The sequence below is a fragment of the Pseudohongiella sp. SYSU M77423 genome (genome assembly GCF_029911965.1).
GTDB lineage: Bacteria > Pseudomonadota > Gammaproteobacteria > Pseudomonadales > Pseudohongiellaceae > Pseudohongiella.
In genome coordinates, this window is sequence record NZ_JARYTH010000005.1 from 209,088 (window position 1) to 231,736 (window position 22,649).

Annotated in this window: 19 protein-coding genes; 7 read left to right on the forward strand and 12 right to left on the reverse strand. The window is 55.8% G+C overall.

Annotation, left to right across the window (positions count from 1 at the left end; all coding sequences use genetic code 11):
* Positions 1 to 426: 426 nt before the first annotated feature.
* From pcnB to QGM61_RS12480, 6 genes are all read left to right on the forward strand, one after another.
* Positions 427 to 1,986, forward strand: a complete 1,560-nt coding sequence (pcnB, locus tag QGM61_RS12455; RefSeq protein WP_281133178.1) for a polynucleotide adenylyltransferase PcnB — start codon at positions 427 to 429, stop codon at positions 1,984 to 1,986.
* Positions 1,986 to 2,633, forward strand: a complete 648-nt coding sequence (locus QGM61_RS12460; RefSeq protein ID WP_237134883.1) for a deoxynucleoside kinase — start codon at positions 1,986 to 1,988, stop codon at positions 2,631 to 2,633. The genes pcnB and QGM61_RS12460 overlap by 1 nt, the downstream gene beginning before the upstream one ends.
* A gap of 41 nt (positions 2,634 to 2,674) precedes the next feature.
* A complete protein-coding gene (gene panB / locus QGM61_RS12465) occupies positions 2,675 to 3,487 on the forward strand; it encodes a 3-methyl-2-oxobutanoate hydroxymethyltransferase (protein WP_281133179.1) in 813 nt (270 codons plus the stop codon).
* 80 nt (positions 3,488 to 3,567) lie between these two features.
* Positions 3,568 to 4,437: a pantoate--beta-alanine ligase gene (gene panC / locus QGM61_RS12470; RefSeq protein WP_237134885.1), complete on the forward strand. Its 870-nt coding sequence runs from the start codon at positions 3,568 to 3,570 to the stop codon at positions 4,435 to 4,437.
* Positions 4,438 to 4,469: 32 nt separating this feature from the next.
* Positions 4,470 to 6,407, forward strand: coding sequence for an acetate--CoA ligase (acs, locus tag QGM61_RS12475; RefSeq protein ID WP_281133180.1), 1,938 nt, complete (start codon positions 4,470 to 4,472; stop codon positions 6,405 to 6,407).
* Positions 6,408 to 6,411: 4 nt separating this feature from the next.
* Entirely contained in the window at positions 6,412 to 7,590 is a 1,179-nt protein-coding gene (locus QGM61_RS12480) for an acetyl-CoA C-acetyltransferase (RefSeq protein ID WP_237134887.1), read from the forward strand.
* On the opposite strand, the gene QGM61_RS12485 is transcribed toward QGM61_RS12480, so the two are convergent.
* The 8 genes from QGM61_RS12485 to QGM61_RS12520 all read right to left on the reverse strand — a co-directional run bounded on the left by QGM61_RS12485 (position 7,560) and on the right by QGM61_RS12520 (position 15,651).
* The gene (locus QGM61_RS12485) at positions 7,560 to 9,293 is read right to left on the reverse strand and encodes a SulP family inorganic anion transporter (RefSeq protein WP_237134888.1); all 1,734 of its coding nucleotides are present in this window, start codon (positions 9,291 to 9,293) and stop codon (positions 7,560 to 7,562) included. The genes QGM61_RS12480 and QGM61_RS12485 overlap by 31 nt on opposite strands.
* Complete coding sequence (locus QGM61_RS12490) at positions 9,290 to 9,718, reverse strand: TIGR01244 family sulfur transferase (RefSeq protein ID WP_281133181.1); 429 nt, start codon at positions 9,716 to 9,718, stop codon at positions 9,290 to 9,292. Before QGM61_RS12490 ends, QGM61_RS12485 begins: the two co-directional genes overlap by 4 nt.
* A gap of 43 nt (positions 9,719 to 9,761) precedes the next feature.
* Positions 9,762 to 10,997, reverse strand: coding sequence for an FAD/NAD(P)-binding oxidoreductase (locus tag QGM61_RS12495; RefSeq protein ID WP_317622189.1), 1,236 nt, complete (start codon positions 10,995 to 10,997; stop codon positions 9,762 to 9,764).
* A 91-nt stretch (positions 10,998 to 11,088) separates the two neighbouring features.
* Positions 11,089 to 11,898: a UDP-2,3-diacylglucosamine diphosphatase gene (locus QGM61_RS12500; protein ID WP_281133182.1), complete on the reverse strand. Its 810-nt coding sequence runs from the start codon at positions 11,896 to 11,898 to the stop codon at positions 11,089 to 11,091.
* Positions 11,899 to 12,154: 256 nt separating this feature from the next.
* Positions 12,155 to 13,219: a molybdenum ABC transporter ATP-binding protein gene (gene modC / locus QGM61_RS12505; protein ID WP_237134891.1), complete on the reverse strand. Its 1,065-nt coding sequence runs from the start codon at positions 13,217 to 13,219 to the stop codon at positions 12,155 to 12,157.
* Between the two features lie 64 nt (positions 13,220 to 13,283).
* On the reverse strand, positions 13,284 to 13,967 hold the full coding sequence (modB, locus tag QGM61_RS12510) for a molybdate ABC transporter permease subunit (protein ID WP_272907370.1): 684 nt from the start codon (positions 13,965 to 13,967) through the stop codon (positions 13,284 to 13,286).
* A 9-nt stretch (positions 13,968 to 13,976) separates the two neighbouring features.
* Complete coding sequence (gene modA / locus QGM61_RS12515; RefSeq protein ID WP_281133183.1) at positions 13,977 to 14,774, reverse strand: molybdate ABC transporter substrate-binding protein; 798 nt, start codon at positions 14,772 to 14,774, stop codon at positions 13,977 to 13,979.
* Between the two features lie 34 nt (positions 14,775 to 14,808).
* Positions 14,809 to 15,651: a TOBE domain-containing protein gene (locus tag QGM61_RS12520; RefSeq protein WP_281133184.1), complete on the reverse strand. Its 843-nt coding sequence runs from the start codon at positions 15,649 to 15,651 to the stop codon at positions 14,809 to 14,811.
* 127 nt (positions 15,652 to 15,778) lie between these two features.
* Between QGM61_RS12520 and QGM61_RS12525 the strand changes: the two genes are divergently transcribed.
* Positions 15,779 to 16,189: a CBS domain-containing protein gene (locus tag QGM61_RS12525; protein ID WP_237134895.1), complete on the forward strand. Its 411-nt coding sequence runs from the start codon at positions 15,779 to 15,781 to the stop codon at positions 16,187 to 16,189.
* Between the two features lie 52 nt (positions 16,190 to 16,241).
* Here QGM61_RS12525 and QGM61_RS12530 read toward each other — a convergent pair whose 3' ends face one another.
* The 4 genes from QGM61_RS12530 to QGM61_RS12545 all read right to left on the reverse strand — a co-directional run bounded on the left by QGM61_RS12530 (position 16,242) and on the right by QGM61_RS12545 (position 22,554).
* Entirely contained in the window at positions 16,242 to 17,720 is a 1,479-nt protein-coding gene (locus tag QGM61_RS12530; RefSeq protein ID WP_281133185.1) for a PepSY domain-containing protein, read from the reverse strand.
* A gap of 2 nt (positions 17,721 to 17,722) precedes the next feature.
* Positions 17,723 to 19,786: a TonB-dependent receptor plug domain-containing protein gene (locus tag QGM61_RS12535; RefSeq protein ID WP_281133186.1), complete on the reverse strand. Its 2,064-nt coding sequence runs from the start codon at positions 19,784 to 19,786 to the stop codon at positions 17,723 to 17,725.
* A gap of 225 nt (positions 19,787 to 20,011) precedes the next feature.
* Positions 20,012 to 21,595 carry an SLC13 family permease gene (locus QGM61_RS12540; protein WP_237134898.1) on the reverse strand — a complete coding sequence of 528 codons (1,584 nt, stop codon included), beginning with the start codon at positions 21,593 to 21,595 and terminating at the stop codon, positions 20,012 to 20,014.
* Between the two features lie 296 nt (positions 21,596 to 21,891).
* Complete coding sequence (locus QGM61_RS12545; RefSeq protein WP_237134899.1) at positions 21,892 to 22,554, reverse strand: hypothetical protein; 663 nt, start codon at positions 22,552 to 22,554, stop codon at positions 21,892 to 21,894.
* Positions 22,555 to 22,649: the final 95 nt, after the last annotated feature.

Below are 22,649 nucleotides of genomic sequence, written 5' to 3' on the forward strand. Positions count from 1 at the left end.
CACACTACGTGCACTAGTACGCGCAATAACAATAAAAAGACACAATAAAAATAAATCGCTAAAAACAATAAAAATTCGCATCGCTTATGGTGCAAAATAATAAAAATAATCTGACAGGAAGGTAATGAGTCAGGTCTTGCTGATCACTACCGACACTGTGGCTGGACAGAAAAGAACTGTCACCAACAACAAAAGGCATCCAAAAGTTGCCTGTAAACAAGAACAAAAAGAAATAACAATAAAAATAATCAAATACCTTCCTTGCGGGGGGGTCGAGTCACCCCCCAGAGCATTTCACCCTGCACTCCTCGTTCACTTCAGTGTATTATTGGCCTTTGTTACAGATCCTGTATTAGTGCATCATGCGTGCTTTACAGTCCATAAGGGCTGATCGGGGTCATACAGTGAACGGACACAGATGCCTAGATGTTTAAAAAGCTAACCCGCCTTTTGACAGGTCGCCCGTGGCGAGACACGGGAATCACGGATGGTGCCAACAGTGCCGCTGGCCAACACGACCAGAGTCGCAAAACCAGGCGTCTGGAGCATCCTTCATCAGAGAAACCGGGCCGACAGAAGGCCACTTCCCGTCACGGCAAACCCAGCGCAAAAACAGTAGCAGAGACTTCACCTGCCAAGTTGCTGGGTATGGACCTGCACGACGTCGACATCATCGCCCGCGAAGACCACCATATTTCACGCAAGGACATATCAGCCAACGCACTCAAGGTGCTTTATCGTCTCAACGATGCCGGCTATCCGGCCTTTCTGGTGGGTGGTGGCGTACGCGACCTGTTGCTGGGTGGCCACCCTAAAGATTTCGACATCTCGACCAATGCGACACCCGAACAGGTCAAAGATCTGTTCCGTAATTCCCGCGTGGTTGGCAGACGCTTCAAGATTGCTCACGTTCGTTTTGGACGGGAGATTATTGAGGTCACTACCTTCCGCGCACACCACGAGATTGAAATTGAAGTGGAAGATGACCAGCCGCGCAAACATATCCGCGACCTGGATTCGGCCCACACCACCGGCGGCATGATTCTGCGCGATAACGTTTATGGCTCTATCAACGAAGACGCCATGCGACGCGACTTCACCGTCAACGCGCTGTATTACACAACCAAGGGTTTTTTGCTGCTGGACTTTGTCAAAGGTCTGGCAGACATTGATGCGCGCCTGATTCGTATGATCGGCGATCCGGAAACCCGCTATCGCGAAGATCCTGTGCGTATTCTGCGTGCGATACGCCTGGCCGCCAAGCTGGACTTCCAGATCGAAGCTGCCACCGAGGCACCTCTTAAAGAACTGGCAGGTTTGTTGAAACTGATATCCCCAGCCCGTCTGTTCGATGAGACGGTCAAACTGTTTACGACTGGCAAGGCGGAGGCAACATTTGCGCTACTGCGTCACTATGGAGTCGCCGACTACCTTTTCAAACCGGTCATGCCCTATCTCAAGGATGCGGACTCCATCGACAGCAAACTGATCTCTCTGGCGCTGCGAAACACAGACCAGAGACTGGCAGACGGTAAATCAGTCACTCCCGCGTTCCTGTATTCGGCGCTGCTGTGGCCCGCTCTCAAGGATGCGCTGACGGACACGGATGGCAATAGACCACCGGCCATGCCGGTTATTCAGCGCGAAGCTTCGGAAGTTATCAGTCGACAGCTGACGTACACGTCAATTCCCAAGCGTTTCACTGCCATGATGCGAGAAATCTGGGAGCTGCAGTGGCGTCTGCAGCCGCGAAGCCGGCGCAATGTGGAGAGTGTGATTGCTCACCCTCGATTCAGGGCTGCCTACGACTTCCTGCTGCTGCGAGAAGCTTCCGGTGAAAATCTTGGTGGTATTGGTGACTGGTGGACACGGTTCCAGGATGGCGATCATGCCCTGCAGGAGAGCATGATTGGCGATCTGCAGCCGGCGCGGTCGCCAAAACGGCGACGCCGCAAACCCCGTAAACCCGCGGAGCCCAGCAACTGATGTACTATCTGCCTCGCTATATCGCAGTGGAAGGCCCGATTGGCGTCGGCAAAACCAGCCTCGCCAAACGACTGGCCGAATCGTTCAACTACGATATAGTGCTGGAGAAACCCGAAGACAATCCTTTCCTGGAACGTTTTTATCGCAACCCCAAACAGCATGCGCTGGCCACCCAGCTGTTCTTCCTGTTCCAGCGCTCACAGCAGTTACAGGGACTGAAACAGAATGACCTGTTTGAGCCGGTCAGGGTGGCCGACTTTCTGATCGAGAAAGACATGCTGTTTGCACAGCAGAACCTCGACCCGGATGAATTTCAACTCTATCAAACCGTCTATCAACACCTGACGATTGATGCGCCAGTACCCGATCTGGTGATTTATCTGCAGGCCCCTACACCCGTATTGCTGGCCCGCATTCAGAAACGCGGTATTGCTGCCGAGCAGGCGATTGAGGCGGATTATCTGGAGCGACTCAACAACGCCTATACCACCTTTTTTCACTACTACGACCGCTCTCCCCTGCTGATCGTTAATTGCAGTGACCTGGACCTGGTCGGTCGCGATGACGACTACGAACAACTGGTCAACCAGATCAAATCAGGGCTGCGTGGTGTACACTATTTCAATCCTAAGCCCACCTTGCTGTGACTACAGCGTCAGGCTAAGCTCACCATCAACAAGGGGGAAACATGAGTACACAGTCCGGTCGCCAGCACGTGACGCTGGCCACTCTGAACAAGATCCACCAGGCTGGCGACAAATTCGCCTGTCTGACCGCCTACGACGCGCTGTTCGCCTCTCTGGTCAATGAGGCCGGGGTAGAGGTGATCCTGGTGGGCGACTCTCTTGGCATGGTTCTTCAGGGACATGACAGCACCTTACCCGTCACGATGAGCGACATGATCTACCATGTCGAATGTGTCAAACGTGGCAACAGCCGCGCCTTCCTGATGGCCGACATGCCATTCATGAGCTACTCCTCCGAAATCGAGACACTGGAAAATGCAGCTGCCCTGATGAGGGCTGGTGCAGAAATGGTCAAACTTGAGGGCGGCGCCTGGCTGACCAGCTCCACCCGGCTATTGGCCGAGCGTGGCATTCCTGTCTGCGTCCACATGGGGCTGACACCGCAGTCAATCAATCTGTTTGGCGGTTATCTGGTCCAGGGGCGGGACCCGGCACAGGCCGACAAGATGGTAGAAGAGGCTCTGCAGTTGCAGCAGGCCGGCGCCAGCATCCTTCTGCTGGAGTGCGTACCGACAGCTCTGGCCAAACGCATTACCGACGCGCTGGACATCCCCGTGATCGGCATAGGCGCCGGACCACACACAACCGGACAGGTGCTGGTGTTGCATGACCTGCTGGGTATCTCACCCATCAAACCCAAGTTCGTGAAGAACTTTCTGGCTGAATCCGACAGCAGTATTCCAGCGGCACTCAAGGCATACGCCGAAGCTGTAAAAATCGGCCAGTTTCCTGCACCGGAACACTGTTTCGATTGATGCTGCGCTTCGCCTCTATTCACCGACCCTGAGCATCAACTGAAAAGGAATACTGCCAAATAAAGCGGACCACGGACACTATGCAGATCTGTTACCTCATTCGCGAGTTGCGCGACACGCTCAAACCATTTCGTCAGCAGGGCAAGACCATTGCGGTGGTGCCTACCATGGGCAACCTGCACGCAGGCCATATCAAACTGGTGACCACGGCTCGCGCCAAGGCAGACATCGTTGTTGCCACCATTTTCGTGAATCCCATGCAGTTTGGTCAAAGCGAAGATCTGGACAAGTACCCGCGTACTCCAGATGCTGATATCGAAAAACTGACCTCAGCCGGCTGTGACTACCTGTTCACACCACCGGTCTCCGAGATTTATCCCAGAGGCCTGAGTAATCACACGGTTGTCCATACGCCGGACATCGCTGAGCGTCACTGTGGTGCGAGTCGCCCGGGTCACTTTGACGGGGTCGCAACAGTGGTAAGCAAACTGTTCAACATCGTGCAGCCCGACCATGCTGTATTTGGACTAAAAGACTATCAGCAGTTTCAGGTGATTCGTAAAATGGTCGAAGACCTGTGTTTTGATATCACACTGACTGGCGTCAGCACCGAGCGTGAGCAGAGCGGCCTGGCCTTGAGCTCACGCAACTCCTACCTGAGTGATGCCGAAAAGACACAGGCACTGGCACTTGGTCAGGTGCTGCGTCAGACGGCCGCAGAAATTCAGTCAGGTCAGCGCGACTATCGTGCGCTGGAGTCAGGTGCATTGCAGCTCCTTCAGAAGTCGGGCCTGAAGTCTGACTATTTTGTCATATGCACTCAGGATGACCTGCAACCAGCTGCTCCCGGGCAGCACAACGACCGTCCGCTGGTCATCCTGGCAGCTGCCTTCGCCGGGTCGACCCGGCTGATTGATAACATTGAAGTCGACACTAACAATAATCAGTGAGACCCAATACGTCGACACGTGAGGAGAATCGCATGGCTGAAGACAAACTCTACCCGGTGGATCCCGCCAGAGACCGGCACAGTCTGATCGACTTTGAGCAGTATAAAAAGCTCTATCAGCAATCGATCAGCCAACCGGAGACCTTCTGGGCCGAGCAGGCAGAACAGTTCCTGTCTTTCTTTGAACCCTGGTCAGCCGTGTACCAGGGCGAATTCGCAAAAGCGGATGTCCGCTGGTTTGCAGATGCAAAATTGAATGTCTGCTGGAACTGTATCGACCGACATCTGCCAGAACGTGCCGACCAGACCGCCATTATCTGGGAAGGTGACGAACCAGATACAAGCACACGAATCACGTATGCAGAAATGCATGAGGCCGTCTGCAGACTTGCCAACGTACTGAAGGCGCGTGGTGTCAAAAAAGGCGATCGTGTCTGTATCTACATGCCGATGATCCCGGAGGCAGCCTATGCCATGCTGGCCTGTGCACGTATTGGTGCAATCCACTCTGTGGTCTTTGGCGGATTCTCGCCCGACTCTATTCGCGATCGTATTCAGGACAGCGACTGCCGCACTGTCATTACTGCCAATCAGGGCGTTCGTGGTGGCAAGAAGATTCCCCTGAAACAGAACGTAGACAAAGCACTCGCCCATTGCCCCGATGTGCACAGCGTGATTGTTGTTAAACATACCGATGCGCAGTGCGACTGGACTGTCGGGCGCGACGTCTGGTACCACGAAGTGGCTGCCGAAGCGGACACTGACTGCCCTGCAGAACCCATGGATGCAGAAGATCCACTGTTTATCCTCTACACCTCAGGCTCCACCGGCAAACCCAAGGGCGTGCTGCACACCACAGCCGGCTATCTGCTGCAGGCAGCCATGACACACCGCTACATCTTTGATTACCGGGAAGGCGAAGTCTACTGGTGTAGCGCTGACGTTGGCTGGGTGACCGGACACAGCTATATTGTCTACGGCCCTCTTTGCAATGGCGCCACGACACTTATTTTTGAGGGTGTCCCCACCTACCCAGATGCCAGCCGCTTCTGGCAGGTCATAGACAAACATCAGGTTAATATTTTTTATACCGCGCCGACGGCCCTGCGCGCGCTGATGGGTCAGGGTGACGAACTGGTAAAACGCAGCTCTCGAGATTCGCTGCGCCTGCTCGGTTCGGTTGGTGAGCCGATCAACCCCGAAGCCTGGGAGTGGTATTACGAGGTAGTCGGTGAACAGCGTTGCCCAATCGTCGACACCTGGTGGCAAACGGAAACCGGCTCATCCATGATCAGTCCAATCGCGGGTGTCACAGACCTGAAGCCCGGATCGGCAACCCTGCCGTTTTTTGGGGTCAAGCCCGCATTGCTGGACGCTGATGGCAAAGAAGTGACGGGTGCCGGCAAAGGCAACCTGGTCATAACCCAGAGTTGGCCAGCACAGATAAGGACGGTTTACGGTGATCACCAGCGCTGCGTGGATACCTATTTCACTGCCTATCCGGGTTATTACTTTACCGGTGACAGTGCGCGCCGCGACGAGGATGGGTATTACTGGATCATCGGGCGGGTGGACGACGTTATCAATGTTTCTGGTCATCGTCTCGGTACGGCAGAACTGGAAAGCGCACTGGTATTGCATCCCAAAGTGGCCGAGGCAGCCGTGGTCGGTTATCCGCATGATATCAAGGGCAATGCAGTGTATGCCTATGTCACACTGATGTCAGGTATCGAAGAATCCGACGCACTGCGACGCGAGCTCATCCAGTTTGTCGCTGATGAAATTGGTGCGTTTGCAAAACCGGAAATCATACAGTTCGCCCCGGGCCTGCCAAAAACCCGCTCAGGCAAAATCATGCGCCGAATTTTGCGCAAGATCGCTGCCAACGAGACCTCACAGCTGGGCGATACCACAACACTTGCCGACCCCTCCGTGGTCGACAATCTGATCGAAAACCGAGTCAACAGGTAAGCATATGCAGGACATCGTTATTGTAGCGGCGGGACGCACCGCCATCGGGAATTTTCAGGGCAGCCTGGCGGACATTCCCGCCGCCCAGCTTGGCAGCGAAGTCATCAAGCAGCTGATGGTCAAGTCAAACATTAAGCCAGAGCTGATAGATGAAGTGATCATGGGCCACGTATTGACCGCCGGCTGTGGTCAGAACACCGCCCGCCAGGCCAGCATCAATGCCGGACTGGGCGTGAAAACCCCCGCCATGACAGTGAATAAAGTCTGCGGCTCCGGCCTGAAAGCCGTCCACCTGGCGGCCCAGGCCATTGCACTTGGAGACGCCGGTATGGTTGTGGCGGGTGGCATGGAAAACATGAGCCAGTCGCCCCATGTGATGCCTGGCTCACGGCAAGGCCAGAAAATGGGTCATTGGCAGGCCATCGACACCATGCTGCACGACGGCCTGTGGGACGCGTTTAACCACTACCACATGGGCATCACTGCCGAGAACCTGGTCGACAAGTATCAGATCAGCCGAGAGGAGCAGGACGCGTTTGCGCTGGCCTCACAGCAGAAAGCCGCCGCTGCCATGCAGCATGGCTATTTTGACCGGGAAATCCTGCCCATCGAAGTACCACAGCGTAAAGCCAGCCCCATCATCGTGAATCAGGATCAGGGCCCCAGAGCCGACACCACCATCGAACGCCTGGCGCGGCTGTCACCTGCCTTCAAAAAGGATGGCACCGTGACTGCCGGCAATGCCTCAGGATTAAATGACGGCGCAGCCGCGGTGATTGTCTGCAGCCGCGAAACCGCAGAAAAACACGGGCTCGAGCCCCTGGTGCGTATCAAGGCCTGGGCGAATGCAGGTGTCGATCCGGCCATCATGGGGATCGGACCCGTCTCTGCCACACGTCGCTGCCTGGAAAAGGCCGGCTGGTCACTGGACCAGCTGGACCTGATCGAGGCCAATGAAGCCTTTGCCGCACAGTCACTCGCCGTTGGCAAAGAACTGCAGTGGGATATGGAGAAGGTCAACGTGAATGGAGGCGCCATCGCGCTTGGCCATCCGATTGGTGCGTCGGGATGTCGCGTGCTGGTCACTCTGATACACGAGATGATGCGTCGGGATGTACAGCGCGGGCTGGCGACACTGTGTATCGGTGGTGGTCAGGGCGTCGCTATCGCCGTGGAACGCTGAAGATCGCTAATGGCCTGGTGTTGACTTAGATAGACCTGACCGCTCAAGGCCTGCAGAAAATGCGTGGTCTCAAGTGCATCCATCACCGGCCCCTTGACCTCGGATAGATGAAGCCTGATGCCATTGTCAGCCAGGCGGCTGTTGATGGCCTCAAGCGACTCCAGCGCGCTCAGGTCAATCTCATTAACCGCACTGCACATCAGAACGACATGCTGCAGTGCGGGTCGCTCCGCCACTTCACGGTATATCAGGTCTTCCAGGTAACGCGAGTTGGCGAAATAAAGACTCTCATCGACGCGCAGCGACAGTATCGTGTCATAGGTGATGACCTCGTGTCGTTCAACATTGCGATAGTGCTCTGTACCGGGCACCTGTCCCACGATGGCAACATGCGGGCGCGAACTTTTGTACATGTGAACAAGTATTGAGACGATGATACCGGCAGCCACGCCGGCCTCAACACCTTCCAGCCAGGTCAGCAGAATGGTACTGCAGACAGCGAGAAAATCGGCGCGTGAATACTGCCATGCCTTTTTTACAATACTGAAATCAACCAGAGACAGCACAGCGGAAATAATGGTTGCCGACAGTGTGGCTTTTGGCAACCACGCTAGCAAAGGCATCAGGAAAAAGGTTGCCAGTCCCATCAGTAAAGCGGCGAGAAGACCGGCAGCCGGGGTCGCTGCGCCCGCATCAAAATTTACTACCGAGCGTGCGAAACCGCCCGCCACCGGAAACCCGCCGGCGAACGAGGCCGCCATGTTTGACGCCCCCAGACCTATGAGTTCCTGATCCGGATCAATCCTTTCGCGACGCCTGGCGGCCAGTCCCTGAGCCACGGAAACTGACTCCACAAACCCAAGAATGGCAATCAGGGCTGCAGAACCCGCCAGCGCCAGCCACAGCTCAGAATCCATTACTGGCAGGGACAGTGCCGGCAACCCCGCCGGTACATCACCGACCAGTGCCAGCCCCCTGCTGCCAAGATCCAGCGACCACGCCGCAACTGCTGTTGCAATCACTGCGACAATCGGGCTGAGTCTCGACAGTATGACGGCAAGACGCTGATTGAGACCAAACCGAACCAGTAGTGCCGCCAGGTAACGTTTTGCCCACAGCAGATACGCCAGCGTCCCTACACCAACTGTAATCGTTGGCCAGTTTAGACTGCCAGCCGCAGACTGAAGCCCTGCCACAAGCGATGGCACCAGCAGTAGCAGTGTCTGGCCACCTGCCTGTATGCCAAGAATACCCGGCAATTGCCCCAATGCAATAATGACACCTGACGCCGTTATGAAGCCCGCGATGACTGGATGCGATAAAAAATTGGCCAGAAAACCCAGCCTCAATAAACCCAGCAATACCAGAAACAGGCCCGCCATCATCGCCAGCAACGTTGACGCAGCTATCACCTGGGCAGCATCAGCCAGTTCCAGTCTGGCTACCGCAGCGGCTGTCATCAGTGACACCACCGCGACGGGTCCCACAGACAGTGAGCGGCTGGTGCCGAAAACCGCGTATACCATCAACGGCAAAATACTGGCGTACAGGCCCATCTCCGGTGGCAAGCCAGCCAGCAGTGCGTAGGCAAGTGATTGGGGAACCAGCATGACCGTGACGATGACGGCCGCCAGTAGATCGTCAGTGAACTGGGCCGCGCGGTATTGGCGGCCCCAGTTCAGAATGGGCAGGTAACGGTTCAACCCTGGCTTTGTTGCGCCAGCCAGCCCGCGACCCCTCTCAGGTCATAGCCAGCTTCCGCACCATGAGTGACAACAGCTTCCGGAGCCATGCCTTTCAGGCCTGATGCCAATCCCCAGAGCTTGATGGAACGTGTACCACTGCGACAGTAAGCCAGTACCGGACGTGGTGCGTTGTCCAGTGCTTCGGAAAAAGCCGCCACATCTTCCAGGCTAAGCTCCCCGGATACAACCGGGATATAGCGAAACTGCATGCCATGATCCTCAGCAACGGCCTGAATCTCGGCTCGCAACGGCTGACCGGCCGCTTCACCGTCGGGGCGATTGCAGATGATGGTCTTGAAGCCGGCAGCGGCCATCATGTCGACATCATCTGCTGTCAATTGCTCCGCGACCGCGAATTCGTCAGTCACCTGTTTTGCCTTCATATACATTACTCCATGTTCTTCATAAATTTACGCCCTTGGGCAGTCACACCACATCGGGCTTAACAAGCCACTCCCTGCCTTTCAGCATGCCGTTCCAGTAGAGCCAGGGCAGGAAGTCCTTTTTTAGCATCCACGCCAGGCGTGTCGGCTGCCTGCCCTCCAGCAGCCATGTCGGCATACTGGGCAACAGCTTTCCACCGTAACCAAACTCTGCAAGTACGATTTTGCCCCGTTCAACCGTGAGCGGACATGAACCATACCCATTGTAATGCGCATGACCCTTCAGCACGCCCATGTCAGACAGAACATTGCAGGCCACAATTGGTGCCTGCTTGCGGGCGGCCGCTGCCGTTTTGGCATTGGGCGCGTTGATGACATCACCCAGCGACCAGATATTATCGTAGCGCTTGTGACGCAGGGTTTGCTGATCCACATCAACCCATCCGGCACTGTCTGCCAGCGGGCTGCTGCGAATGAAATCCGGCGCCTGCTGTGGTGGGCAGACGTGAATCATATCAAATTCTGTCTCGACAGTTTCCTTGTTTCCGTCACTATCGCTTTTCACGAACCAGGCTTTACGGGCTTCGCCGTCTATCTTCACCAGGTTGTGACTGAACTTTAATTCTGCCTCATAGCGTTTGACGTACTCCATCAGGGCAGGCACGTAGTCGGAAACGCCAAAAAGCGCACCTCCGGCATTGTAAAACTCAATATCGATGTTCTTAAGGAGACCCTGGCGCAGCCAGTAATCTGCAGACAGATACATGGCTTTCTGCGGAGCGCCGGCGCACTTGATGGGCATGGGTGGCTGGGTAAACAAGGCGCGGCCGGATTTCAGACCCTGCACCAGCTTCCAGGTATAAGGCGCCAGGTCATACCTGTAGTTGGAGGTTACCCCATTCAGACCAAGTGTATCGGTCAGGCCTTCGACTCCTTCCCAGTTCAGCTTCAGACCCGGGGCAACAATCAGCCGCTCATAGGTCAACTGGCTGTTGTCATCAAGCCTCACAGTATTATTGTCAGGCTCAAACTCGGTAACCGCAGCTTTTATCCAGTTGGCGCCATCGGGAATCAGTGAGGGAGTTGTACGTTCAGTCTGGGCTGCGTCAAAAATACCGCCACCGACCATGGTCCAGCCGGGTTGGTAGTAATGCTTCTCGGATTTATCAACCAGCGCGATGCTCAGACCGGATTTGCGCTTTAGCAGACTGGCAGCCACAGAAATTCCGCCGGCGCCGGCACCCACAATCACGATATCGAAGTGTGTCCTGGTAGTCATGACATGATCCCCGCTGTTCATGTTGAAACAGTGGTTATCATGACGCCTGGGCCTGCAGCGGTCAATCGCCGCCGCCAGTGTTGAGGACTGCTCAGGCGGCCTTCTGTTTGCTGCCGCTTACGGCAATATCTGCTCTTGGGCGCAGCGCTGACACCGCGCTCTCACGTGCCCAGAACACCAGGCTGAGATTGCCCTGCATGTCCTCGGTCAGCGCCGAGCAGTTTTCCACCCAGTCACCATCGTTGCAGTAAAGAACACCATCCAGCTCAGTAATTTCAGGGTGATGAATATGGCCGCAGACAATGCCATCAAGCCCACGCCTGCGGGCATGCGCGCATCCTGTCTGGCGATAGCGCACAATGGCTTCGCCGGCGCCACTGATGCGCTGTTTTATGTAGCCTGCCAGCGACCAGTAGTCGCGGCCACGCCAGACGCGGTAACGGTTGTACCAGCGATTGATGAACATCAGCATACGGTAGGCTTTGTCGCCCAGCCAGGCATGCCAGGGCCCGAAACAGACTTCCTGATCAAACTGATCACCATGCAGCACCAGCAATTTGCGACCATCTGCCAGCGTGTGAATGTACTCCCGGTGGATCTCGACATCACCGAGTGCCATGCCGTCATATTTTTGCGCCGGTTCATCGTGATTGCCAGGCAGGTAAATGACCTGGGTTCCCTCTGAGGAGAGGCTGATGAGTTTATGAAGCAGACGATTGTGGCTGTCAGGCCACATGAACTGGCGCTGCATGGCCCACATGTCGATGATATCGCCGATCAGATACAGGCGATCAATACGAGTGTGCTTAAGAAAATCCAGCAGAAATTCTGCCTTGCAGTCCTGATCACCGAGGTGGATATCAGACAGGAAAACTGTGCGGTAATGTTTGCGCTTTTCCATCAGAACAACTCCTGTTGCCATCTTGATGGAAGCACAGCTTAACAACCGGACATAACAGAACCGTAAACAAGCAGTGACAATTGCGTGACAAATAAAAGGCCCGGCAGAGCGGGTCTGCCGGGCCAAGGGAGAGAACTGTACCTTTACACCTTCCTTTACGTGCTGAAAGCCAAGACTGTCTCATACCAAACTATTGCGAACTGCCAGCAAGGCTTTGTCAGTGATTACGGTAAGTAAGACGAATCGGTTCAGTCTTTTATTCCATTAATGCCACCGACTTTACGAGTGCCCATATTTCGGTACCGACATTGAGCCCCAGTCGCTCTGCAGACCAGGCGGTGACTTCTATCTGGAGAGCCTGACCGTCTGCCAGTTGGGCCGTCAGCAATTGCTGCTGATCGGCGATCGGCGTGCTTGCCACGATAGTGGCTCTCAGCTGGTTACGAATACTGATGCGGCCAGGGTCGTCCAGCGCCACGCTGACATCTCGTGCCAGCACCCGAACCCTCGCCTCTCCGGAGCGAGCGGATCCTGCTCGGACCAAAAGGGAGATATTATCGGTCGTGAAGGTCCGCAGGCCGGATGCATCCGCTTCATCAAGAGTTCCCCGCAGGATACTCGCCGGGCCCTCATCAGCGAACAGTGGAGACGCCGGGTCTGCCATTGCCTGTTCAATTGCCAGGGTCCTGGTAACACGTCCCTGATCCATGAATACTACACGGTCCGCCAGGCGCTGCACTTCATCGGGTGAGTGCGTCACGAGAATAACTGGCACTTCGCTGTCGCGGGTCACATCCAGCAGAAAGGGCAGAATATCGCGCTTGCTCTGGGTATCCAGCGCTGCCAGAGGTTCATCCAGCAGTAAAAGATCAGGGCTGGTCAGCAGCGCGCGACCCAGTGACACCCGTTGTCGCTGCCCTCCGGACAGCTGATCAATGCGCCGACCCAGCAGTGGTTCCAGCTCCAGGCGACTGAAAACCTGCTCTGGGTGTTGGCGACGATGTTCTGGTTTGGTCCGTTTGTAGCCATAAAGCAGATTGTCGGTAACATTCAGGTGCGGCAGCAGACTGTGCTCCTGAAACACCAGACCAACGCGACGCTGCTCGGTGGGTTTGAATGCGCTGCCCTTTTGCCATACTGACTCGCCCAGCAGGACCTCCGCTCCCCGCACGCGATCGAGCCCTGCGATAACTCGAAGCAGGCTGGTTTTGCCGCAGCCAGAGCGACCAAACAACGCAGTCACTCCCGTCATTTCAAACTGCTCCGCAACGTTCAGGAGAAACTGTTCGCGCCGCCAATCGACCTTGATACTCAGTTGCATGGCAATACTCCTTGAGTAAGGGCAAGGGTTGACCCATCCGTCAAGTGCAGCCAAAAGTTACTCATCAGAATCTGACCGTCCGGAATCGACGATTGAAGGCATAAACAACAAACAGCACAACAAACGCAAATATCAGCAACATGGCCGACAATCTGTGCGCTGCCGCGTAGTTCATGGATTCGGCGTGATCATAGATTAACACGGACAGCACGCGCGTCTCTCCCGGTATGCTGCCACCGAGCATAAGAATGACACCGAACTCGCCGATGGTGTGAGCAAAGGTCAGCGTGGCTGCGACAATAAACCCCCCGCTGGTGAGCGGCAGAATCACGCTGAAAAACCGGTCGATCGGGCCTGCGCCCAGTGATGATGCAACTTCTGCTGGCCTGCGGCCCAGCGTGGAGAAGGCCTCATGCAGTGGCTGCACTGCAAACGGCATGGAGTAGATGACAGAGGCGAGCAGAATTCCCTCAAAACTGAAGGCCAGATGGTTGAGGCCCATCTGTTCCAGCGTTGCGCCAATCGGACCTCGCGGTCCCAGGACGATCAACAGATAGAAACCAAGCACAGTTGGTGGCAATACCAGTGGCAAAGCCACCACCGACTGTACCAGCGTGCGCAGCCATGAGCGTCCGCTGGCCAGCCACCAGGCTAACGGTGTCGCCAGCAACAGCAGTATCAGGGTGGTATACAGGCACAGCCGCAACGTAAGCTCAATGGCCTGCCAGTCTTCAGGGCTCAATCCCAACACCTGACGTCAGCTCCCTGCTGCCATGCCGGGGACCGGCATCTGGAATCCCGCCCGCACGAGAATGTCTGCTGCCACCGCATGACGCATAAACTCAACGAAGCGGCGCGCCGCATTGTTATCCTGTCCACGCGCAGTTACCACCACCGACTGGGCAAGTGGCTCATGCAGCATGTCATCGATCAAGGCATAGGGTCGTTCCGCCAGACCATCCTGCATGGCCAGCGACAGCGCAGTGATTGCGAGGTCCGCTGCTCCTGTCGCAGACATCTGCGCAACTTGCGAGATATTCTCCCCGTACACAATCCGGCTTTCAATCTTTGACCATACCCCTTGTGCCTCCAGAGCCTCTCTGGCGCGCTGGCCATAGGGCGCAATGGCCGGCTGGGCAATGGCAATGCGCCGGAATCTGTCCTGAGTCAGATCAGTCAGCGCCAGACCCGTAACATCATGATTGGCACTCCACAGCACCAGACGGCCCAGCGCATAAATCACCGGCTCGGAGGTGCCGGGCGCCTGTTCAAAAAGTGCCGCTGGATATGCAGTGTCTGCTGACAGAAACGCATCAAAAGGGGCGCCATTCAAAATCTGCGCGGTCAGTCTCCCGGAGGCGCCATATATGATAGTGATCGAATCTTCTGGATTGGCCTCCATATAGGCTTCAGCAATCCGGTCGAGAGTCGGGCGCAGGGAGGAGGCCGCAGCAACCGTCGCTGACTCCGCCCAGCTCCAGGCCGACGGCAAGCCTGTCAGAACCAAAAGCAGGATGAGTCGCAATCGGACAGTTGGCAGTTTGAAAAACATCATAAGTGTTCCTGTCGTGAGATGCGGCAAGGTGTGCTCAATCTTCCTGTACACTAAGAATTATATTTGACGCCTTAATCAGAGCACAGATTGGCTTCCCCTCCTCCAGCTCCATGGCCTGAAGGCTTTCCGAGGTAATGATGGCCGCTAGCGTGTTACCACCATCGAGGCGAATCACAACTTCGGCATTCACAGCCCCAGGGGTTATTCTCTGCACAATTCCGCACAGACGGTTGCGGGCAGAGGTTCTGCCCGTGCTGTCTGCATCGGCCAGAATAATCCAGGACGCATTGATCAGCGCCTGCACCTCGCGACCTACAGCCAACCCCAGGTCCCGTGTGCTTTCCTCTGTACAGATCGCAATCAACTGATCATCGCCACCCAGCCGAATCGACACTTCGGCGTTAACAGCGCCATGCGTGACCCCGGCAATCCTGCCACTGAGTACGTTGCGCGCACTGGTTTTGCTTGTCAGCCGTCGGAGCATGCGCAATGAATCATCCAAATCAAATTCCCCGTCCTTACCCGTGGTCACACTTTCAATAAACGCCTGCTGCAGGTTGCGCAATTGTTGAAGATCGCGCACCAGTTGCCTGCCTTCGTCGGTCAGTTCTGCCCCACCGCCGCCGCGGCCACCATGCTGGGCGCTGACCAGCGGGCAGTCCGCCAGATTGTTCATGGCATCGACCGCATCCCAGGCGGCCTTGTAGGTAATGCCAACCTTTCGCGCGGCAGCGCTGATCGAACCACAATCGCCAATTGCCTCCAGCAGGGCCAGCCGCCGCGGCGAAATTTCCCCCGCCGACGTCGTCAGGATCCATGGAGCAACGAAGTCGCCGCGCTCATGCGGAACACTCCTGTTTTGATCTTCTTTTTTCATAAAACGAAATATAGTTTAGTATATATCTTGATGCAAGCAGGTGTTTGTCTGCATTCCTCAGCATTTGTTGTCAGCGTTTTCGTTTGACTGATAGACTGTTCATCCAATAATCAAAAGAGAAAGTTCGATGCTGCGTTCTGTCAATCTGGAAGATTACATGGTCGACAAGCCGATCACGGTCGCACCTGAGACACCACTGATCGAGGCAGTCGATCTGATCACCAAAAACCGGGTATCCGGTCTGTGTGTGGTCAACGAGACGGGTCAACTGCTGGGTATTCTGTCAGAGCTGGACTGCCTGAGGGGTATTCTTGGAGCCAGTTATGATCAGGGCTCGATAGGCCTGGTGCAGGACTATATGGTGTCAGCCAACATCAACTCCGCCAAGCCCGGCGACCACATCATTGATATCGCCACCGACATGCTGTCAAAAGGGCAGCGGCGACGCCCCGTCGTCAATGACAGCGGTCAGCTGGTCGGACAGATTACCTGCCGTCAGATACTCGCCGCGGTTCGGCAGTTGTCAGCAGGCAACTGAACCGGATCACGCGAGTCTGCAATTCCCGGTGCGGCTAACCCGGCTGGGAATTTTAAAATGCGCGGCGCTTTTGCTGCCGCGCGGATCGCATGTCGTGGCGAATGCGTTGAAAGCTCATCCAGGTTCCAGTCAGACATAACAGGGTAACGCCTGCCAGCAGAATAATCACGAGGATATCCCACAGCGGCCTGTCCTTCATGAAGGCAAAGTCCAGGCGATGCAAACCCACCCTCAACCAGCGCGAAGTGCGACTGGTCTCGGTCATTACCCGCACGCTGGCCGACTCCGGCCCGATGTAAATGGCAGTGTTATCGGAATCAATCAGTTGCGCGCGCAAGACAGGCAACTCAATCGGGCTCTTGTGCGCGTAGTAATACGCGTCTTCCTCAGTCAGCAGCCTTAGTGACTCCAGCGGCACTCCGGCAGCTGCAGTATGCTGTCGAATAACACTCTCGGTCAGCGGCTCAGCGGGTCGTGCCGTGGCGTCAATTCGAAGTGACTGCTCACCATCAGCGGTACCCACGAAAGCATGCAAATCTCCTGCAAAAACACCTGACTGCAGGGAAACCATATTTTGCGGTAGCTCGCCCTGTTGCTGCGCCTGTGTTGCCGATCTGAGCAGATTGCGAACCTGCTGCCAGGACGCATCTCCCACAAAATCCTGGCGGTAGGAGCTTCCGTCACCTGCAAGAGCACCCCATGGATTCATGGTCAGCAGCCCGCTGAACACCCAGGTGAGAGTCAGAATGCCAAACACCAGTCCGAGCATGTGATGCCAGTACCAGAGCCCCCTGAACGGGGATATCTGGCTTCTTGGCTGGGCTCCTGCGTCACGTCTGGCACGTCGGGTTCGCAGGCGGGCGATACCGACATAGAGTCCGGTTGCAGTCAGAAACGTACCCGCAATCGACGTCCAGATGACAATCTCGGACCACAAGGCGCCGTTCTGACGCAGCGCAGTCGGGTACAGCCAGTGAGGTATCACGCCAAGCCAGGCCAGCACTCTCTCGCGCCGGGTGGTTTTCTGAAACACCTCGCCTGTGCTGCCGTTAATGTAGATCTCGGTACCGGCTCTATCGCCCATCAACACGTGGTGAACTGGCCGGTTGCGACGCGCAGACTGGATAATCCACTGGTCCATCTCCAGCTCACCCTGCAAGCTCAGGTTGGCATCCTGAAGATTGTTTCCTTCCGCCCAGAGACGCGCAACCTGCATGAGCTCGGCATCACCTAGCAGTGTAATGGGCTGGCCCGTGCGTAGATTGATAACGGCAGCCGGCGTCCGCATCACCGGATCATCCAGTAACATTTCAATGCGGAAAGGCGGTGCCACACTGCTATCCACCGCCGCCAGGGAAGACAGGTCGCAGCATTCCTGCAGGTCCAGGGGAGCCAGACCCTGCAGGCGCTGCGCCAGGGTCTGCTCCGGGAAGGCCTGATACATCATCACGAAGCCTGACAGGCACCACAGGCTCATTAAGAGGCCTACGGCAACTGCCAGGTAACGGTGTGTGATCAGGATATATCGCATTATCAGAAGTTATAGCTGTAATTCAGGTGCACCGTGCGTGGTGGTGCGAGGCGCTGCCATAGGAATCGCTCGGATGGGTTGGAGCCGGCCAGTACCGCTGAGCCCAGGCTGCTGGCATAGTCCTCATCCAGCAGATTTTCGAGTCGCAGGGTCAGGCGGTGTTGCTGATCCCGGTCAAGGTACAGGTGAGCACCCATGTCGAGCACGTGGTTGTCACCATAGTACTGGAGCCCAAAACCATTCACATCGGAAGACTTGCGACCAATGTATTTGAAGGCGACGTTGGCACCAAAACGACCACTGGGAGCGCTGTAGGCCAGCGCACCCTTGTAGCTGCGCGGTGGACGATCCTGTATCTGCTGCCCGGTGTTGCGTACTTCCTCTTGACTGTAGGTGTAGCTGAGGTCGTAGGACAATGTGCTGGTCAGCTCACCATTCAGCAACAGTTCGGCGCCGCGAACTTCGACCTCCTCGCCAATATTGATGAAGGTGTTGTCGAACTCGGGGCCCGGTCGGTTGGGCATGCCAGCCGGTATGGGCGCACGCGTGATCAGGTTGTCCACCGAGCGGTCCCACACGGATACCTGCCAGCCGATTTCGCGCTCTGCCAGTGCCAGCAAACCACCCACTGACGCGTTGATGGCAAAACTTTCCTCTGGCGCCAGGTTTGGATTGCCGTGGGTACAGCCACTGCCGCTGGGACAATGAATACGATACAGGTTCTCGGCACTCGGCAACATGAAGGACGTCCCTGTCATGCCCTTTACATAGAGGGTGTCCGTGAACTCATACACGCCGGTCACATTCCAGGTGTTGGAGCTGTTGCCACCGGTCTCATCACGACGGAACCCGGCAGAGAAACGCGCGTGCTCACTCAGATCATCGGTGCTGCGCAGCTGGGTGAAAACCGCGTGCACGTCTTCACGCTGGCGGGCAATCAGCAGGTAATCATCCTGGCCGGTGTAGGTCTGGAAGTCATAACCGACGTGGTATTCAAGAAAACCCTCGGGTTTGAACACCGCCGCGGCGTTCACGCCCTTGTCTTCATACCCCCAGTAATCAGAGGGATTGTCTGGTGTGTAATAGTCGGTATCCCAGGTATGGTAGTAACTCTTGAGGTAGAACTGGGCTGTCTCTGACGGCAGCCAGTCCAGTTTGGCACTGACAATGTTCTCAGTTCTGTCATTGATACTGACATTACTGACGTTCGGATAGTCGATACGACCTTCAGTATGAATGCCGGTCACTGACAGACTCAGATCGGGCGTGAAGTCGTAGCCGTATTTCAGACCGGCGCTGTCAACTTTGTAGCCGCGCTTGCGAAACTGCGAGGCGGGCTGGTAGTTGTCGTAGATCTCATAGCCATCGCTTTCATCGCGCGATGCCCAGCCAACAAACTTGTGGTCACCGATGGCGCCACGACCATAGCCGTTAACGCGCATCAGACCGTCACTGCCCGCGCCTACACTTATCTGCCCATCAGGTGTGCCGGAGAACCCGCGGGTTACCACGTTGATCACACCGGCGATGGCCTGGGTACCGTACATCAGGCCATGACTGCCCTTCAGCACTTCGGTGCGCTCAATCATGCTGGACGGAAGTGTGTCGGCAGGACTGGTTGAGTTGTACAGACGGTTATTGATCCGCACGCCATCTACGGTCCAGAGGATATCGCTGGATCGTGAACCCTGCATGGCGACATTCACATAGCTGAATGCGCCAGCCTGCGTCGTCAGTGACAGACCTGGCACCAGCATTTCCAGCGCCTGGGCCACATCCACAAAACCGTGATTACGGATCTGCTGCTCGGTCACAATCTCCAGATCAGCGCCATAGCGTGCCAGCTCCAGCGGCAGGGTGTTCTCAATGCTGCGCTCGGTGATCAGCATCTCCTGGATCTGCGGGTCATCGCTGTTCTGGGCCATGGCAAGCTGACAGGAAGCCATCAGCGAGGCAGAAATGATCAAGGTGCTGGTGACCTTTGCAGCGGGCAGTGATCTGGACACTGCATGCTGCAATTGAGTGGACGCGTTAGCGGACCTGTAAGCGTCGTGCCTGGTGTTCATAACTGCTTCCCCTTGTAGCAATAGAATGCGCAGCGGCCTGGCGTTAAAGCCGGCCACTGTCGATATCATTATTCCCGATACAGTTCTTGTTGAATCTGCGAAATTTCGGTTGCTGCACTATAGGTGCATCGGAGGCTGGTGGCACGAAGCCGGTAGTTACGAAACGGTTGTCGATCAGCGTTAACGAAAATCGTTAACGCTGATTATTGAAATTAAAACAAAGCCTTACTGAAGGAATGCAGCAGGAACTGTAGTGAGATCAATACCCCAGAGCAGGGGCACACCAAAGTACACCATCAAGGTGATCAGCACGGTTGCTATCAGATTGAGCAGAAAACCCACCTGCATCATCTCGACAATACGCAGCTTTTCCGTGGCAAAAATAATGGCATTGGGAGGCGTACCCACAGGTAGCATGAAGGCACAGTTGGCCGCCATGGCACACGGAATCATCAAGGCAAATGGATGCACATTCAGCGCCAGGGCGAGACTCGCCACAACCGGCAGAATCATGGTGGCAGTGGCTGTATTGGACGTGATTTCGGTCAGGAACAGAATCAGCAGCGCCGCCGTGGCGATCATCACCATCAGATGCACGCCGTCAAGAATGGTCAATTGACTGCCCATCCAGTCAGACAGGCCGGTCGAGCGAAAACCTGCCGCTATCGCCAGGCCACCACCAAACAGCAACAAAATGCCCCAGGGGATTTCTTTGCTGTCCTTCCACATCAGCACGCGTGACCCCGCCTCGGAACGTGACGGAATGACAAACAAAAGTACTGCGGCCATAACGGCAATCATGCCATCTCTGATTTCCGGGACCAGATCGGCCCAGATGAACCCTCGACTGATCCACATGAAGGCAGCAAACGCAAACACCGCTGCCACCGCCTTCTCTTCAAAAGAGATGATGCCCAGCGCGTCGCGTTCCTGCTGGATCAGTTGACGCCCGCCAGGCAGTGACTTGATATGCATTCGAAACGCCACACGACCCAGGTAGAGCCAGGTGATGACCAGCAGGGCCACGACCATGGGTACACCAATCAGCATCCAGCCCGCAAAACTGATCTCAACGCCAAACAGCTCGCGCGCCTGGGCGGCCAGAATAATATTGGGCGGCGTACCAATCAGAGTGCCCAGTCCACCGATAGTTCCGGCATAACCAACACCAAAGATCAGTGACTTTTCAAATACCGGGATGTCTTCTTCCCCCGGCTTGCCGCGCAGGGTATGCGCAACCTGCGCCGTGATCGCCAGCGCCATCGGCACCATCATCATCACCGAGGCAGTGTTGGATACCCACATGGACAAAAATGCGGTGGCCAGCATAAATCCCAGCAGTATGCGCTGTGTGCTGGTACCCACGTAGGCAATGATGGCCAGCGCCATCCGCTTGTGAAGATTCCACTTCTCCATCGCTGTGGCGATAAAAAAACCACCCAGGAACAGAAAGATGATGTCATCACCGTAGGCTGAGGTAACCGTGGCATTGTCCACGGCACCCGTAATCGGCAGTAGCAGTATAGGTAGCAGCGATGTGGCTGGTATGGGAATCGCCTCAGTTATCCACCAGGTCGCGATCCACAAGGTGACACCAAGCACGGCTTTGGCTTCGTAGCTCAGGCCCTGTGGCTCAAAAACCAGCATAACCAGGATAAACAGCAGCGGTCCAAGCAGTAGCCCGACAATTTGTGAGCGGGAATAGGCCTGTGGTGGAGTGTCCTCAGGTGGCCTGCCTCGCAGCGCATTCTTGGTCTGGCGGTGGGATGTCCAAAGGCTTTGCCATAGCGCGGCGATCGACTTGCTCATAGCTGTCTGATGACCTCAATGTCTTTTCATTATTGAGGGCCAAGCCTAAATAGAGCATCACAAAATGTAAAGGTAGTTCCTCTTCCGCATAAAAAAACAGGCTTTTCGGTAAGGGCCGAAAAGCCTGGCAGTGGTAGGCGGGGAGAATTCCACTTACAGCAAAAAGGTCTATCTGAATGAACAAAAAGAATCGACTCCAGGACCAACCTTGGCATTCGGTTCTGGTGAGTACTCTAGCAATGAGGTGTGACAGTATGATGAAGTGAATTCGAAATTGCGGAAACCAACTTCTGGCTTCAGCTGTTGCCAGTCCTGACCAGTCTGACGGTGGCCTGGTCACCAATCTCGATATCACCGCGAACACGGTAATCCGTCAAGGCGTCCTGCATTCGTGCGTAAATCCAGCGACCCAGTTCATCATTGGGTGCTGTAATCAAGACAAAGGCCTGAGTCTCGTGAACAACGCGTGCCAGTTGTTGCAACTGGTTCACCATTGCCTCATTGCGGGCATATAGAGCGCGGCCATCCAGCGTATGAACGCTGTGCGTCCGCTCTCTCTCGGCAGCAAGGTTGTTGCGGGCAGCGACAATCCCGTCATGCCCGGGATCAACCTGAGCGGCGCGGCGCAGGTAGGTCTCGGCATTTTCGAACTGGCCCTGCCGCGATGACAGCTCGGCAAGTTGCAGATAGCGGAGGACGATATCCTGCATGCCGTCCAGCGCCACACTATTTCCCGGATCCAGAGCCAGTGCGCGACTGAAATACCGATAGGCACTGTCCTCGGGTGGCGTCAGCAGTCGGTCGGCGCGAAGGGCTCGCATGCCGCTATACAGAATATCAGCCACGATTCGTCGCTGCTGTTCTGCTTCATCCCTTTCTGCGCTGACACTGTCGAGATCGTCAGAAGGTACTTCTACGACAGGTTCCTGCGCCGGTGGAGCCGGTTGCGCCTGCTGCACAGTGCAGCCGATCGCTCCAGTCAAAAACAACAGACTGACGAAACCCTGTTTTCCATATTTCGCAAAGGACCGTAAAACGTGAGGCGACGGAAAAC

Excerpts from the sequence above, each read along its gene's own strand:
- pcnB (WP_281133178.1), top strand. The coding sequence starts at position 427 with ATGTTTAAAAAGCTAACCCGCCTTTTGACAGGTCGCCCGTGGCGAGAC.
- QGM61_RS12460 (WP_237134883.1), top strand. The coding sequence starts at position 1,986 with ATGTACTATCTGCCTCGCTATATCGCAGTGGAAGGCCCGATTGGCGTC.
- panB (WP_281133179.1), top strand. The coding sequence starts at position 2,675 with ATGAGTACACAGTCCGGTCGCCAGCACGTGACGCTGGCCACTCTGAAC.
- panC (WP_237134885.1), top strand. The coding sequence starts at position 3,568 with ATGCAGATCTGTTACCTCATTCGCGAGTTGCGCGACACGCTCAAACCA.
- acs (WP_281133180.1), top strand. The coding sequence starts at position 4,470 with ATGGCTGAAGACAAACTCTACCCGGTGGATCCCGCCAGAGACCGGCAC.
- QGM61_RS12480 (WP_237134887.1), top strand. The coding sequence starts at position 6,412 with ATGCAGGACATCGTTATTGTAGCGGCGGGACGCACCGCCATCGGGAAT.
- QGM61_RS12490 (WP_281133181.1), bottom strand. The coding sequence starts at position 9,718 with ATGAAGGCAAAACAGGTGACTGACGAATTCGCGGTCGCGGAGCAATTG.
- QGM61_RS12495 (WP_317622189.1), bottom strand. The coding sequence starts at position 10,997 with ATGACTACCAGGACACACTTCGATATCGTGATTGTGGGTGCCGGCGCC.
- QGM61_RS12500 (WP_281133182.1), bottom strand. The coding sequence starts at position 11,898 with ATGGAAAAGCGCAAACATTACCGCACAGTTTTCCTGTCTGATATCCAC.
- modC (WP_237134891.1), bottom strand. The coding sequence starts at position 13,219 with ATGCAACTGAGTATCAAGGTCGATTGGCGGCGCGAACAGTTTCTCCTG.
- modA (WP_281133183.1), bottom strand. The coding sequence starts at position 14,774 with ATGATGTTTTTCAAACTGCCAACTGTCCGATTGCGACTCATCCTGCTT.
- QGM61_RS12520 (WP_281133184.1), bottom strand. The coding sequence starts at position 15,651 with ATGAAAAAAGAAGATCAAAACAGGAGTGTTCCGCATGAGCGCGGCGAC.
- QGM61_RS12525 (WP_237134895.1), top strand. The coding sequence starts at position 15,779 with ATGCTGCGTTCTGTCAATCTGGAAGATTACATGGTCGACAAGCCGATC.
- QGM61_RS12530 (WP_281133185.1), bottom strand. The coding sequence starts at position 17,720 with ATGCGATATATCCTGATCACACACCGTTACCTGGCAGTTGCCGTAGGC.
- QGM61_RS12535 (WP_281133186.1), bottom strand. The coding sequence starts at position 19,786 with ATGAACACCAGGCACGACGCTTACAGGTCCGCTAACGCGTCCACTCAA.
- QGM61_RS12540 (WP_237134898.1), bottom strand. The coding sequence starts at position 21,595 with ATGAGCAAGTCGATCGCCGCGCTATGGCAAAGCCTTTGGACATCCCAC.